The organism is Pseudomonas sp. FSL W5-0299 (genome assembly GCF_005930655.1).
GTDB lineage: Bacteria > Pseudomonadota > Gammaproteobacteria > Pseudomonadales > Pseudomonadaceae > Aquipseudomonas > Aquipseudomonas mandelii.
Window position 1 is genome coordinate 16,333 of the sequence record NZ_RXHX01000023.1, and the last position, 13,785, is coordinate 30,117.

Sequence of the window (13,785 nt, forward strand, 5' to 3'; positions counted from 1 at the left end):
CATGCATCAGCGAGGTTTCAGCCTGATCGAACTGCTCATGGGACTGACAATTGCCGGGATTGTTCTGCTGTTGGTCAGTCCGGCGTTCGCGGCCCTTACAGAATCGAATCATCGCGAGGCGGCAGCAAAGTCTCTTGCCAGTGGTATTCGCAGCGCCAGAAGCGAAGCTCTCGCGCGAAATCAGACCATCGTCATTCATGGCATCAACGACGACTGGGGTCAGGGCTGGCGCATCATTCTGGATATCAGCGGCAAAGGGCCGGAGGACAGCAGCAATCCGCTGCTGATTGAGCGCGTGAGTGGCGCTCGGGTGCCGATTGTTGGCAATTGGCCGGTCAGACGATACATCCGTTTCAGCCGTATCGGCGAGCCACAGATGCCTGGCCGGGCGTTTCAAGCGGGGACGCTGCACGTTTGCACAGTCCGCGAACCGGTTAGCCAGCTTCAGGTGGTGCTGGCCGCGACCGGTCGCGTCAGCCTGCGCAGCGATAAGGCTGAGCAGGCGCTATGTCCGGGAGGAAAAAAAGTTAAAGCAGGGAGCGCACGCGCAACTCTTTAGGCATGGAGAATGTGATGTTCTCCTCGCGACCCGCCAATTCATCGGCCCCGGTAGCACCCCAGGCCTGCAACTGCTGGATCACGCCACGCACCAGCACTTCCGGTGCGGAGGCGCCAGCGGTGATGCCGATACGCTCGACACCGTCGAACCAGCTTTTTTGCAGGTCTTCGGCGCCATCGATCAGATAAGCCGGGGTGGCCATGCGCTCGGCGAGTTCACGCAAGCGGTTGGAGTTGGAGCTGTTCGGGCTGCCCACCACCAAGACCACGTCACATTCGTCGGCCAGTTGTTTGACGGCGTCCTGACGGTTTTGCGTGGCGTAGCAGATGTCGTCCTTGCGCGGACCACCGATCGCCGGGAAGCGTGCACGCAGAGCATCGATCACGCGGCTGGTGTCGTCCATGGACAGTGTGGTCTGGGTGACGAACGCCAGTTTGTCGGGATTGACCACCTGCAGCGCGGCGACGTCTTTCTCGTCTTCAACCAGATAGATGGCACCACCGTTGCTGCCATCGTACTGGCCCATGGTGCCTTCGACTTCCGGGTGACCGGCGTGGCCGATGAGAATGCATTCACGGCCGTCACGACTGTAACGCGCGACTTCGATGTGCACCTTGGTCACCAGCGGGCAGGTCGCGTCGAACACTTTCAGGCCACGGCCAGCGGCTTCGGTACGCACAGCCTGGGAAACCCCGTGGGCACTGAAGATCACGATGACATCGTCCGGCACCTGATCCAGTTCTTCGACGAAGATCGCCCCGCGAGCACGCAGGTCCTCGACGACGAATTTGTTGTGGACCACTTCGTGGCGCACATAGATAGGCGGCCCGAAGACTTCCAGGGCGCGGTTGACGATTTCGATCGCCCGGTCCACGCCGGCGCAGAAGCCACGGGGGTTGGCGAGTTTGATTTGCATGCTGTGCCTCGTGTCTTGCGCGCAAGAAATTAGAACATTACATCCCTGTAGCAGCGAAGTTTGCTCGCGAAAGCGGTGTGTCAGTCGACATTAATGGTGAATGTGATGACGCCTTCGCGAGCAAGCTCTGCCCCTACATTGGACCGCATTCGGTCAGTTACAGCGATTTGACGCTGATGATTTCTACGTCAAAGGTCAATGTCTTGCCGGCCAGCGGGTGGTTGAAGTCGATGGTCACTTGCTCGTCATCGAATTCCTTCACCACGCCAGGCAGCTCAGTATTGGCCGCATCGTTGAAGATCACCAGCAAACCCGGCGACAGTTCCATGTCCTTGAACTGCGAACGCGGGATGATCTGCACGTTTTGCGGGTTCGGCTGGCCAAACGCGTTTTCCGGCTGAATCGTCAGCGTGCGCTTGTCGCCTGCCTTGAAGCCGAACAGCGCTGCTTCGAAACCTGGCAACAGGTTGCCATCGCCGACCTGGAAGGTCGCCGGGGCTTTGTCGAAGGTGCTGTCGACGGTGTCGCCGTTCTCCAGGTGCAGTGCAAAGTGCAAAGTGACTTCCGTGTTCTGGCGGATGCGTTGCTCAGCCAATACCTGTTCAGTCATGAACGGCTTCTCCGGTCTTTTTACTTTTGAACATGTCCAGTGCGAGCATCACGGCCCCGACGCTGATGGCGCTGTCGGCAAAGTTGAACGCCGGGAAATACCAGCGGTTCTGCCAATGCACCAGAATGAAGTCGATCACATGGCCCAGGGCGATGCGGTCGTACAGATTGCCCAGCGCCCCGCCCAGCACCAGCGCCAAAGCGACGGCCAGCCAGGTTTCGTTGCGCCCCAGACGCTTGAGCCACACCACCAGCACCGCACTGACCACCACGGCGATCAGGGCAAACAACCAGCGCTGCCAGCCGGAGCTGTCGGCCAGGAAGCTGAATGCCGCGCCAGTGTTGTAGGCCAGGGTCCAGCTGAAATAATCGGGAATCACCACGATTTGCTGGTACATCTTCAACGAGCCTTCGAAGTAGAACTTGCTGGCCTGGTCGATGACCAGGACCAGCAAGCTCAACCAGAGCCAGCTCAGCCGTCCGAAACGGCCAGCAGCGTTAGGCATAATGACGAACCTCGCCCGCACCGCTGATATTGTCGACGCAACGACCGCAGATTTCCGGATGCTCCGGGTTCACGCCGACGTCTTCACGGCAGTGCCAGCAACGGGCGCACTTGGCGAAGGCCGACTTGACGATTTTCAGCTTCAGGCCGCTGACTTCGGTGACTACCGCGTCCGCAGGTGCCTGAACAAAAGGCGCCACGCTGGCGGTCGAGGTGATCAGCACGAAGCGCAGTTCGTTGCTCAGCTTGGCCAGGTCGGCGCTCAGCGCCTCTTCGGCGAACAGCGTCACTTCGGCTTGCAGGTTGCCACCGACGGCCTTGGCCGCGCGCTGGATTTCCATTTCCTTGTTGACCGCGACCTTCACAGCCATGATCCGCTCCCAGTAGGCGCGGCCCAGTTCGACGTTGTCCGGCAGTTCGGTCAGGCCTTCGTACCAAGTGTTGAGCATCACCGATTCGTTGCGCTCGCCCGGCAGGTATTCCCACAGCTCGTCGGCGGTGAAGGCGAGGATCGGCGCGATCCATCGCACCAGCGCTTCGGAGATGTGGTACAGCGCGGTTTGCGCCGAACGGCGCGCCTTGCTGTTGGCGCCAGTGGTGTACTGACGGTCCTTGATGATGTCGAGGTAGAAACCACCCAGCTCTTGCACGCAGAAGTTGTGGATCTTGGAGTAGACGTTCCAGAAGCGGTATTCGCCGTAGTGCTCTTGCAACTCGCGTTGCAGCAGCAGGGTGCGGTCCACGGCCCAACGGTCCAGGGCGAGCATTTCCTCGGCCGGCAGGATGTCGGTGGCCGGATTGAACCCGGTCAGGTTGGAGAGCAGGAAGCGCGCGGTGTTACGGATACGCCGGTAGGCGTCCGCACTGCGTTGCAGAATCTGCTCGGAAACCGCCATTTCACCCGAGTAATCGGTGGAAGCCACCCACAGCCGCATGATGTCGGCGCCCAGGGTGTCGTTGACCTTTTGCGGCGCGATCACGTTGCCCAGCGACTTGGACATCTTGCGACCGGACTCATCGACGGTGAAACCGTGGGTCAGCAGCTCGCGGTACGGCGCATGGTTGTCGATGGCGCAACCAGTCAGCAAGGACGAGTGGAACCAGCCACGGTGTTGGTCCGAACCTTCCAGGTACAAGTCGGCGCGCGGGCCGGTCTCGTGGCCCATCGGGTGCGAACCGCGCAGGACGTGCCAGTGCGTGGTGCCCGAATCGAACCAGACGTCCAAGGTGTCGCTGATCTTGTCGTACAGGGGCGCCTCGTCACCCAGCAGTTCGGCAGCGTCCATCTTGAACCACGCTTCGATGCCTTCGACTTCAACACGCTTGGCGACTTCTTCCATCAGCTCGGCAGTGCGCGGGTGCAGCTCGCCGCTTTCCTTGTTCAGGAAGAACGGGATCGGCACGCCCCAGTTGCGCTGACGGGAGATGCACCAGTCTGGACGGTTGGCGATCATCGAGTGCAGACGTGCCTGGCCCCAGGCCGGGACGAACTGAGTCTCTTCGATGGCTTTCAGTGCGCGCTTGCGCAGGGTGTCGCCGCTGACAGGCTCTTTATCCATGCCGATGAACCACTGCGCGGTGGCGCGGTAGATCAGCGGGGTCTTGTGACGCCAGCAGTGCATGTAGCTGTGTTCGATGATGGTGGTGTGCAGCAGCGCACCGACTTCGGTCAGTTTGTCGACGATGGCCGGGTTGGCTTTCCAGATGAACTGGCCGCCGAAGAACTCCAGCGATGTCACGTAGACGCCGTTGCTCTGTACCGGGTTGAGGATGTCGTCGTTGACCATGCCGTACTTCTTGCAGGTCACGAAGTCGTCCACGCCATAGGCCGGGGCGGAGTGAACCACGCCGGTGCCAGCGCCCAGCTCAACGTAGTCGGCCAAGTAAACCGGCGACAGGCGATCGTAGAACGGGTGACGGAAGTTGATCAGTTCCAGTTCTTTACCGGTGGTGGTCGCGATGACCGAGCCTTCAAGGCTGTAGCGGGCCAGGCACGACTCGACCAGCTCTTCCGCCAGCACCAGCAGTTTGTCGCCAACGTCGACCAGGGCGTAGTTGAATTCAGGGTGAACGTTCAGCGCCTGGTTGGCCGGGATGGTCCACGGGGTGGTGGTCCAGATCACGATCGAGGCAGGTTTGGCCAGGGACGCCAGACCGAAAGCGGCAGCCAGCTTGGCTTCGTCGGCAATCGGGAAGGCCACGTCGATAGTCGAGGACTTTTTGTTTTCGTACTCGACTTCCGCTTCAGCCAGGGCTGAACCGCAGTCAAAGCACCAGTTCACGGGCTTCAGGCCCTTGAACACGAAACCGCCCTTGACGATTTCGGCGAGCGCGCGGATTTCACCGGCCTCGTTCTTGAAGTCCATGGTCTTGTACGGGTTGGCGAAGTCGCCCAACACGCCCAGACGGATGAATTCGGATTTCTGGCCTTCGATCTGCTCGGTGGCGTAGGCGCGGCACAGTTCGCGGGTTTTGTCCGCGCCCAGGTTTTTGCCGTGGGTCACTTCGACTTTGTGTTCGATCGGCAGACCGTGGCAATCCCATCCCGGAACATAAGGCGCGTCGAAACCCGACAGGGTTTTCGAGCGGATGATCATGTCCTTGAGAATCTTGTTCAGCGCATGACCGATGTGAATCGTGCCGTTGGCGTAAGGAGGACCATCATGAAGTACGAACTTCGGACGATCCTTGCCAATCTCGCGCAACTTACCGTACAGGCCAATGCTGTCCCAGCGCTGCAGAATCTGCGGTTCGCGCTGAGGCAGGCCGGCCTTCATTGGGAAGGCGGTGTCCGGAAGGTTTAGCGTGGCTTTATAGTCGGTCATTTAAGGCTCTTCATTAGCGATTGGCGCTAGGTGCGACAGGGCACGGGCGGCGGCAACATCCGCATTGATCGCCGTCTTAAGCGCCTCCAGAGAGGCGAAACGCTGCTCTTCACGCAGCTTGTGGTGGAAAACCACCGTCAAACGCCGGTCATACAGATCGCCGGCAAAATCTAAAAGGTGCACTTCGAGGTGGGCTTTGCCATCACCTTGTACCGTGGGCCGCACGCCAATGTTGGCGACGCCGGGCCAGGTCTTGCCGTCGATGTCGACGTTGACCAGGTACACCCCGGTCAAGGGCACGCGACGACGCTTGAGTTGAATGTTGGCGGTGGGCGTACCCAGTTGGCGCGCCAGCTTCTGGCCATGCAAGACCCGCCCGGTGATCTGGAACGGACGCCCGAGCAGCCGCTCGGCCAAGGCAAAATCGGCAGCGGCCAAGGCATTGCGGACCTGCGTGCTGCTGACGCGAATGCCGTCCAGCTCGACGGTTTGCGCCGCTTCAACGGTAAAGCCCTGAACGATGCCAGCCTGCTGCAGGAAATCGAAATCCCCTACCCGGTCACAGCCGAACCGGAAGTCGTCACCGACCTCCAGGTGCTGGACGCCGAGACCGTCGACCAGAATGGCATCGACGAATTCACTGGCACTGAGCTTGCTCAGCCGGTGGTTGAAGGCCAGGCACAGGACCCGGTCGACACCTTCATCGGCCAGCAGCTGCAGTTTGTCCCGCAGCCGGGCCAGACGGGCCGGGGCCGTGTCCGGGGCGAAGAACTCTCGCGGCTGTGGTTCGAAAATCACCACGCAGCTGGGCACGCCCAACTCGATAGCGCGCTCACGCAGCCTCGCCAGGATAGCCTGGTGGCCACGGTGAACACCGTCAAAGTTGCCAATAGTGGCGACACAGCCCCGATGCTGGGGGCGCAGGTTGTGGAGGCCTCGAACCAGCTGCATAACGCGCTTCTTGCTCATAAAGTGGTCGATTATAACCACACCCGGCGGCCGACGACAGGCAACACCGTAACCCAAAGTAATCGAGCCGACAAAACTGCCGGTTCGCCCATGTTTATCGAGGCCCAAGCCTCAGCTCAGCGCCTTGCGATTGAAGTCGCGCAAACGGAAGCCCATCAACAGCAGCATGCCGAAATAACTGATCACCCCGGCAGCGACCAACGCGCCCAGGCGCAGGAACCGCTCCAGCATATGCCCCTGATCCCAGGCCGGCATGAAGTGCATCCCGGCCAGCAGCACAGCAGACATCACCAACACCGCAATCACAAGCTTCAGGCCGAATTTGGCCCAACCCGGTTGCGGCTGATACATCTGCTGCTTGCGCAGTTGATAGAACAATAGCCCGGCGTTGATGCAGGCACCGATGCTGATGGCCAGGGCCAGACCGGCGTGAGCCAGCGGGCCGATGAGCACGAGGTTGAACAGCTGAGTAACGATCAGGGTGAAAATCGCGATTTTTACCGGAGTGCGGATGTTTTGTTGCGCATAAAAGCCCGGCGCCAGCACTTTGATCACGATAATTCCGAGTAAACCGACTGAATAAGCGATCAACGCCCGCTGTGTCATGGAGGCATCAAACGCGCTGAATTGGCCGTACTGGAACAGCGAAACGGTCAGCGGCTCGGCCAGAATCCCCAGTGCCAGAGAACACGGCAACACCAGCACGAAGCACAGACGCAGGCCCCAATCGAGGATTCGCGAATATTCGTGGCGATCTTTGCTGGCGTAGGTCTTGGCCAGGGTCGGCAGCAGAATGGTGCCCAACGCTACGCCCAGTACGCCGGACGGCAACTCCATCAAACGGTCGGCGTAATACATCCACGACACGGAGCCGGCGACCAGGAACGAGGCGAAGATGGTGTTGATGATCAGGGAAATCTGGCTCACTGACACGCCGAGAATCGCCGGTAACATCTGCTTCATCACCCGCCAGACGCCGCTGTCACGCAGATTAAGGCGTGGCAGCACGAGCATGCCGATCTTTTTCAGGTGCGGCAGCTGATAAAGCAACTGCGCCAGTCCACCCACCAGTACCGCCCAACCCAAGGCCATGACGGGAGGGTCGAAGTATGGCGTGAGGAATACCGAAAAGACGATCATGCTGACGTTGAGCAACGTCGGCACGAAAGCCGGCACCGAGAATCGGTTGTACGTATTGAGGACCGCACCGGCCAATGAAGACAGGGAGATCAGCAATATATAAGGAAAAGTCACGCGCAACAGATCGGTCGTCAGCTCGAATTTTTCCGGGGTATCGGTAAAACCCGGCGCAGTTGCCCAGATGACCCACGGCGCGGCGAGTATGCCCAGCGCGGTGACCAGGGCCAGTACCAGCGTCAGCAGGCCAGACACGTAAGCGATGAACGTTCGCGTCGCCTCCTCGCCCTTCTGGCTCTTGTATTCAGCAAGAATCGGCACGAATGCCTGGGAAAAGGCACCCTCGGCGAAGATTCTTCGCAGCAGATTGGGCAGTTTGAAGGCGATAAAGAAGGCGTCCGTCGCCATCCCGGCGCCAAATGTGCGTGCGATTAGGGTGTCACGAACGAACCCCAGAATCCGGGAAAGCATCGTGATAGAGCTGACGGCGGCCAACGATTTGAGCAGATTCATTGAAAGAGTTTGTGCCTGTCGATAAACAGCAGGCGAACAAAGCGCCTACTTATGCGATACTCCGCGCCGCAGCAGCACAGAGCCAAAGCTCGCGAGTTTACAGGTCAAGCGCCGGAAATAAATATCCCGCCTCTTTATACCTACCACTTAGCGGAACGTCTCAACCGCCCTTGACAAGACATCAACTCATCGGCATGATTCGCGGCCTATTTTGTTTGCTATTTCCTAAAAAGTCTTTCGAGGAGCTCGACGGTGGCCAACACACCTTCCGCCAAAAAACGTGCAAAACAGGCTGAGAAGCGTCGCAGCCACAACGCCAGCCTGCGTTCCATGGTTCGTACCTACATCAAGAATGTAGTTAAGGCCATCGACGCAAAAGACGCTGAAAAAGCTCAAGCAGCTTACGTTCTGGCTGTGCCAGTTATCGACCGTATGGCCGATAAAGGCATCATCCACAAGAACAAGGCAGCTCGTCATAAGAGCCGCCTGAACGGTCACGTCAAGGCTCTGAACCTTGCTGTAGCCGCATAAGCGATAAGCTTGTTGAAAAACCGACCTCAGGGTCGGTTTTTTATTGCCTGCGATTTGGTAAACGCCGCGCAAAAAAATGTGGGAGTGGGCCTGCTCGTGATAGCGGTGCAACACTCAACATTGATGCCGACTGTTACACCGCTATCGCGAGCAGGCTCACTCCCACATTTCGATTTGCGCCAGCTTATTGGGCGTGCGTCCACGGCAGGATCGGGATCGCCGTCACCGCATTCTGCGGGCTACCTTCGATCAAGCGATCGCTGTAGACCAGATACACCAGCGTATTGCGCTTCTTGTCGAGGAAGCGCACCACCTGCATGGTCTTGAACACCAGCGACGTGCGCTCCTTGAACACCTCATCGCCATCCTTCAGCTCACCCTTGAAGCTGATCGGACCTACCTGACGGCACGCGATAGACGCTTCAGCGCGATCTTCCGCCAAACCCAACCCACCTTTCACACCGCCCGTCTTGGCCCGCGAGAGGTAGCAAGTCACACCCTCGACCTTCGGATCATCAAACGCCTCGACGACGATACGGTCGTTCGGGCCGACGAACTTGAACACCGTCGACACTTGGCCAATCTCCTCAGCCGAAGCCAGCAGCGGCATCGCCAACAGCAGACCCAACAATCCTTTTGCCACACGCATTCAAATATTCCTTCAGACCAGAATCAGGTTATCGCGGTGAACCAGTTCCGGCTCCGCCATGTAACCCAACAGACCGACAATCGCCTCAGACGACTGACCGATGATTTTTTGTGCTTCCAGCGCGCTGTAGTTGGCCAGGCCACGGGCAATTTCACGACCGTCCGGCGCCACGCACACCACCATTTCACCGCGCCGGAAACTGCCTTGAACCAGTTTGACGCCAACCGGCAGCAAACTTTTGTTGCCCTGGGACAGCGCGGTCACTGCACCCGCATCCAGCACCAGGGTGCCACGGGTTTGCAGGTGACCGGCCAGCCATTGCTTGCGCGCCGCCAGCATGCCGCGCTCAGGCGACAACAAGGTGCCGATGCGCTCGCCCGCCTTCAGGCGATCCAGCACACGTTCAATGCGCCCACCGACGATGATGGTGTGCGCACCGGAACGCGCCGCCAGACGTGCGGCACGTAATTTGGTCTGCATGCCGCCCCGACCCAACGCACCACCGGTACCGCCAGCGACGGCATCCAGCGCCGGATCATCGGCGCGCGCCTCGTAAATCAGGTTGGCGTCGGGGTTGTTGCGCGGATCGGCATCGAACATGCCGTCGCGATCGGTGAGGATCACCAGCAAGTCCGCCTCAACCAGGTTGGCCACCAGCGCCGCCAGGGTGTCGTTGTCGCCGAAGCGGATCTCGTCGGTGACCACGGTGTCGTTTTCGTTGATCACCGGGATCACTTTCAGCTCGACCAACGCACGCAGGGTGCTGCGGGCATTCAGGTAACGCTTGCGGTCAGACAAGTCATCGTGCGTCAGGAGAATCTGCGCGGTATGCCGGCCATGCTCGGCAAAGCTCGACTCCCAGGCTTGCACCAGGCCCATCTGACCGATAGCGGCAGCGGCCTGCAGCTCGTGCATTGCACTGGGTCGCACGGTCCAGCCCAGGCGACTCATCCCCGCCGCTACTGCCCCGGAGGACACCAGCACCAGTTCGACGCCCGCCTCATGCAAAGCCACCATCTGCTCGACCCAGACACTCATTGCCGCGCGATCCAGGCCCTTGCCGTCAGCCGTCAGCAAAGCGCTGCCGATCTTCACGACCCAACGCTGCGCACCTGTCACCTTGCTCCGCATCATCTTCAACCTTAGCTTGAGGGCAGCGCGACCCAGCGCCGCCCGTAACGTTATTCGTGACTACCGATTTCCAGATACTAAAACGCCGCTCGATTGAGCGGCGCTTAAGTTTACTGCAACGAATCAGTCACGCACGTAAATGATTTCCGGACCGTCTTCGTCATCCACATCTTCTTCGTCCCAGTCATCGTCGCCGATGTCATGGACCGACTTCACGCCGCTGCGACGCAGGGCACGCTGGTCATCCAGCGCTTGCAACTGGGCACGGGCTTCGTCTTCGATGCGCTGATCGAGCTCGGCCAGCTCTTCCTTGTAAACCGGGTCGTTAGCCAGACGGTCAGCACGATCTTCCATGTAACGCATGATGTCGTGGCACAGACGCTCGGTGCCCAGCTTGGAGATGGCGGAGATCACATAGACCGGACCGGTCCATTCCAGGCGATCAACGATTTCCTTGACGCGAGCGTCATGCTCTTCTTCAAGGATCTGGTCGCACTTGTTCAGCACCAACCAGCGATCACGCTCAGCCAGGGACGGACTGAACTTGGTCAGCTCGCTGACGATCACTTCAGCAGCATCCGGAGCGCTGGCGTCATCCAGCGGCGCCATGTCCACGAGGTGCAACAGCAAACGGGTACGCGACAAGTGCTTGAGGAAGCGAATCCCCAGGCCAGCGCCATCGGAAGCACCTTCGATCAGGCCCGGAATGTCCGCGACCACGAAGCTCTTCCAGCGATCGACGCTGACCACACCCAGGTTCGGCACCAGCGTGGTGAACGGGTAGTCGGCGACTTTCGGCTTGGCGGCCGATACGGAGCGAATGAAGGTACTTTTACCGGCGTTCGGCAAACCCAGCAGACCGACGTCAGCCAATACTTTCATTTCCAGCTTGAGATCACGCGCCTCGCCCGGTTTACCCGGAGTGGTCTGGCGCGGAGCACGGTTGGTACTGGATTTGAAACGGGTGTTACCCAGACCGTGCCAGCCGCCATGAGCCACCAGCAGTTTCTGGCCAGCCTTGGTCAGGTCGCCGATCACTTCCTGAGTGGCGGAGTCGATGACGGTGGTGCCAACCGGAACACGCAGCACCAGCTCTTCACCTTTCTTGCCGGTGCAGTCGGTGCTGCCGCCGTTGGAACCGCGCTCGGCATCGAAATGCCGGGTGTAACGGTAGTCCACCAGGGTGTTGAGGTTTTCGTCGGCGATCATGTAGACCGAGCCGCCATCACCACCGTCACCGCCGTTCGGGCCGCCGTTTTCAATGAATTTCTCGCGACGGAAGCTCATGCAACCGTTGCCGCCGTCACCGGCTTTTACTCGAATCGATACTTCGTCAACAAACTTCATAACAAAACGCCTCTCGTCATACGGACGAGCCGAAAAAATCTAGACATAAGACTCTTGCAAAAATGAGCGCAGCGACCTCAATCAACGACCGCAAATCCAGCGCTGGAGCCCATCACAAACAGCTTTGCAAGAGACTCACCCCACAAACGAAAAAGCCCCGTCGCGAGACAGGGCTTTTCCAGCAACTACGCAATTATGCCGCGACGACTTCAGTCTTCGGGACAATGCTCACGTAACGGCGGTTGAAAGCGCCTTTTACTTCGAACTTGATCACGCCGTCGATTTTAGCGAACAGAGTGTGATCTTTACCCATGCCAACACCGTAACCGGCGTGGAATTGGGTGCCGCGCTGACGCACGATGATGTTGCCCGGAATGATAACCTGGCCGCCATACATCTTCACGCCAAGGCGTTTGGCTTCTGAGTCGCGACCGTTACGGGTACTACCACCAGCTTTTTTGTGTGCCATGAGTCAATTCTCCTAGTGAGGAATTAGGCTGAAATTAAGCCTGAATACCGGTGATTTTGATCTCGGTGTACCACTGGCGGTGGCCCATACGCTTCATGTGGTGCTTACGACGACGGAACTTGATGATGCGGACTTTATCGTGACGACCTTGGGAGATCACTTCAGCCACAACGGTAGCGCCAGCAACAACTGGAGCGCCGATGTTCACGTCATCGCCATTGGCGACCAACAGAACGCGATCAAAAGTAACGGATTCGCCGGTAGCGATTTCCAGTTTTTCGATCTTCAGGTATTCACCTGGGGCGACCTTGTATTGCTTGCCACCAGTAACAATTACTGCGTACGACATGGTATTTCTCCGATAATCCTGCTCACCCAGCTCTTTATAAGAAGAGGTATTGGCTGGCATGGCTGCATAAGGCTGGAAGGCCTGTTTGCAATTGCGTAAGGCAGGTGCTGCCCAGGAAGTTCAGGGTGCGCGATTGTACGCAAGCTGCCGGGGCGATGCAAGAGGCCGTCCATCGTGCCTTGACACCCGCCGACGTGGGTCCTAGCATGCCGCGCAACCCTTCTGGAGCAACTGTCGCTGATGCAACCCCAAGCTTTCTACCGCGCGGTGGCGGACGATTTTAGCGCCGTCGACGGCATCATCAAGAAGCAGCTGACTTCCCGAGTGCCGCTGGTATCGAAAATCGGCGATTACATTACCTCGGCTGGCGGTAAACGCCTGCGTCCCCTATTAGTGTTGCTGTGTGGCAAGGCTCTGGGTCGCGAAGGCGATGACCTGCGCCTGCTGGCCGCGACCATCGAGTTCCTGCACACCGCCACCCTGCTGCACGACGACGTGGTCGACATGTCCGGCATGCGCCGTGGCCGCTCGACCGCCAACGCCATGTGGGGCAACGCGCCAAGCGTGCTGGTGGGCGACTTCCTGTATTCGCGCTCCTTCGAAATGATGGTCGAACTGGGCTCCATGCCGGTGATGAAGATCCTTTCGCAAGCCACGCGCATCATCGCCGAAGGCGAAGTGCTGCAGCTGTCTAAAGTGCGTGATGCCAGCACCACCGAAGAAACCTACATGGAAGTCATCCGCGGCAAAACCGCGATGCTCTTCGAAGCTTCGACCCACAGTGCGGCAGCCCTGGCTGGTGCCACACCGGAACAGAGCGAAGCGCTGCGCACCTTCGGCGATCATCTGGGCGTGGCCTTCCAACTCGTCGACGACCTGCTGGACTACCGTGGCGACGCGGAAACCCTGGGCAAGAACGTCGGTGACGACCTGGCCGAAGGCAAGCCGACCCTGCCGCTGATCTACACCATGCGCGAAGGCACGCCGGAGCAGGCTGCACTGGTGCGCAAGGCGATCCAGAAAGGCGGTATCGAAGACCTGGAAAGCATCCGCGAAGCCGTGGAAGCGTCCGGTTCGCTGGATTACACCGCGCAACTGGCCCGCGATTACGTGGCCCGTGCAATCAAATGCCTCGACGCGCTGCCCGCCAGCGAATACCGCGATGCATTGGTTGAGCTCAGTGAGTTTGCGGTCGCCCGTACGCACTAACTGCACCGTAATACCCTGTGGGAGCGAGCCTGCTCGCGAAAGCAATCTGTCAGTCGAATGCTGACTG

General features: G+C 59.3%; 14 protein-coding genes. 3 read left to right on the plus strand and 11 right to left on the minus strand.

All coding sequences use genetic code 11. The features are described from left to right. Position 1 precedes the first annotated feature (1 nt). Complete coding sequence (locus FHL16_RS23145) at positions 2-559, plus strand: GspH/FimT family pseudopilin (RefSeq protein WP_077749394.1); 558 nt, start codon at positions 2-4, stop codon at positions 557-559. On the opposite strand, the gene ispH is transcribed toward FHL16_RS23145, so the two are convergent. The 6 genes from ispH to murJ all read right to left on the minus strand — a co-directional run bounded on the left by ispH (position 528) and on the right by murJ (position 8,033). Continuing rightward, positions 528-1,475, minus strand: coding sequence for a 4-hydroxy-3-methylbut-2-enyl diphosphate reductase (gene ispH, locus FHL16_RS23150; protein ID WP_010467539.1), 948 nt, complete (start codon positions 1,473-1,475; stop codon positions 528-530). The genes FHL16_RS23145 and ispH overlap by 32 nt on opposite strands. Positions 1,476-1,632: 157 nt before the next feature. Then, on the minus strand, positions 1,633-2,070 hold the full coding sequence (gene fkpB, locus FHL16_RS23155) for an FKBP-type peptidyl-prolyl cis-trans isomerase (protein WP_177346250.1): 438 nt from the start codon (positions 2,068-2,070) through the stop codon (positions 1,633-1,635). Positions 2,071-2,077: 7 nt separating this feature from the next. Further along, a complete protein-coding gene (lspA, locus tag FHL16_RS23160; RefSeq protein ID WP_010467537.1) occupies positions 2,078-2,590 on the minus strand; it encodes a signal peptidase II in 513 nt (170 codons plus the stop codon). Beyond that, on the minus strand, positions 2,583-5,414 hold the full coding sequence (gene ileS, locus FHL16_RS23165) for an isoleucine--tRNA ligase (protein ID WP_010467536.1): 2,832 nt from the start codon (positions 5,412-5,414) through the stop codon (positions 2,583-2,585). Before ileS ends, lspA begins: the two co-directional genes overlap by 8 nt. Further along, positions 5,415-6,365, minus strand: coding sequence for a bifunctional riboflavin kinase/FAD synthetase (gene ribF / locus FHL16_RS23170; protein WP_010467535.1), 951 nt, complete (start codon positions 6,363-6,365; stop codon positions 5,415-5,417). Between the two features lie 129 nt (positions 6,366-6,494). After that, positions 6,495-8,033 carry a murein biosynthesis integral membrane protein MurJ gene (murJ, locus tag FHL16_RS23175; protein ID WP_010467534.1) on the minus strand — a complete coding sequence of 513 codons (1,539 nt, stop codon included), beginning with the start codon at positions 8,031-8,033 and terminating at the stop codon, positions 6,495-6,497. Between the two features lie 252 nt (positions 8,034-8,285). Here murJ and rpsT point away from each other — a divergent pair, with 252 nt between their 5' ends. After that, positions 8,286-8,564, plus strand: coding sequence for a 30S ribosomal protein S20 (gene rpsT / locus FHL16_RS23185; protein ID WP_008154937.1), 279 nt, complete (start codon positions 8,286-8,288; stop codon positions 8,562-8,564). Positions 8,565-8,748: 184 nt separating this feature from the next. Here rpsT and FHL16_RS23190 read toward each other — a convergent pair whose 3' ends face one another. From FHL16_RS23190 to rplU, 5 genes are all read right to left on the minus strand, one after another. Beyond that, on the minus strand, positions 8,749-9,213 hold the full coding sequence (locus tag FHL16_RS23190) for a CreA family protein (protein WP_010467533.1): 465 nt from the start codon (positions 9,211-9,213) through the stop codon (positions 8,749-8,751). A 12-nt stretch (positions 9,214-9,225) separates the two neighbouring features. Then, complete coding sequence (gene proB, locus FHL16_RS23195; protein ID WP_010467532.1) at positions 9,226-10,344, minus strand: glutamate 5-kinase; 1,119 nt, start codon at positions 10,342-10,344, stop codon at positions 9,226-9,228. 123 nt (positions 10,345-10,467) lie between these two features. Further along, a complete protein-coding gene (cgtA, locus tag FHL16_RS23200; RefSeq protein ID WP_010467530.1) occupies positions 10,468-11,691 on the minus strand; it encodes an Obg family GTPase CgtA in 1,224 nt (407 codons plus the stop codon). Between the two features lie 193 nt (positions 11,692-11,884). Continuing rightward, complete coding sequence (rpmA, locus tag FHL16_RS23205; protein ID WP_003215862.1) at positions 11,885-12,160, minus strand: 50S ribosomal protein L27; 276 nt, start codon at positions 12,158-12,160, stop codon at positions 11,885-11,887. A gap of 34 nt (positions 12,161-12,194) precedes the next feature. After that, positions 12,195-12,509 (minus strand): 50S ribosomal protein L21, encoded by a 315-nt coding sequence (gene rplU / locus FHL16_RS23210; protein ID WP_003176051.1) that lies wholly within the window; start codon positions 12,507-12,509, stop codon positions 12,195-12,197. Positions 12,510-12,749: 240 nt separating this feature from the next. Between rplU and FHL16_RS23215 the strand changes: the two genes are divergently transcribed. Next, positions 12,750-13,718, plus strand: coding sequence for a polyprenyl synthetase family protein (locus FHL16_RS23215; protein ID WP_010467528.1), 969 nt, complete (start codon positions 12,750-12,752; stop codon positions 13,716-13,718). Positions 13,719-13,785: the final 67 nt, after the last annotated feature.

Bases quoted from the DNA above. Each gene is read 5' to 3' on its own strand.
- FHL16_RS23145 (WP_077749394.1), top strand. From the start codon at position 2: ATGCATCAGCGAGGTTTCAGCCTGATCGAACTGCTCATGGGACTGACA.
- ispH (WP_010467539.1), bottom strand. From the start codon at position 1,475: ATGCAAATCAAACTCGCCAACCCCCGTGGCTTCTGCGCCGGCGTGGAC.
- lspA (WP_010467537.1), bottom strand. From the start codon at position 2,590: ATGCCTAACGCTGCTGGCCGTTTCGGACGGCTGAGCTGGCTCTGGTTG.
- ileS (WP_010467536.1), bottom strand. From the start codon at position 5,414: ATGACCGACTATAAAGCCACGCTAAACCTTCCGGACACCGCCTTCCCA.
- ribF (WP_010467535.1), bottom strand. From the start codon at position 6,365: ATGCAGCTGGTTCGAGGCCTCCACAACCTGCGCCCCCAGCATCGGGGC.
- murJ (WP_010467534.1), bottom strand. From the start codon at position 8,033: ATGAATCTGCTCAAATCGTTGGCCGCCGTCAGCTCTATCACGATGCTT.
- FHL16_RS23190 (WP_010467533.1), bottom strand. From the start codon at position 9,213: ATGCGTGTGGCAAAAGGATTGTTGGGTCTGCTGTTGGCGATGCCGCTG.
- proB (WP_010467532.1), bottom strand. From the start codon at position 10,344: ATGCGGAGCAAGGTGACAGGTGCGCAGCGTTGGGTCGTGAAGATCGGC.
- cgtA (WP_010467530.1), bottom strand. From the start codon at position 11,691: ATGAAGTTTGTTGACGAAGTATCGATTCGAGTAAAAGCCGGTGACGGC.
- rpmA (WP_003215862.1), bottom strand. From the start codon at position 12,160: ATGGCACACAAAAAAGCTGGTGGTAGTACCCGTAACGGTCGCGACTCA.
- rplU (WP_003176051.1), bottom strand. From the start codon at position 12,509: ATGTCGTACGCAGTAATTGTTACTGGTGGCAAGCAATACAAGGTCGCC.
- FHL16_RS23215 (WP_010467528.1), top strand. From the start codon at position 12,750: ATGCAACCCCAAGCTTTCTACCGCGCGGTGGCGGACGATTTTAGCGCC.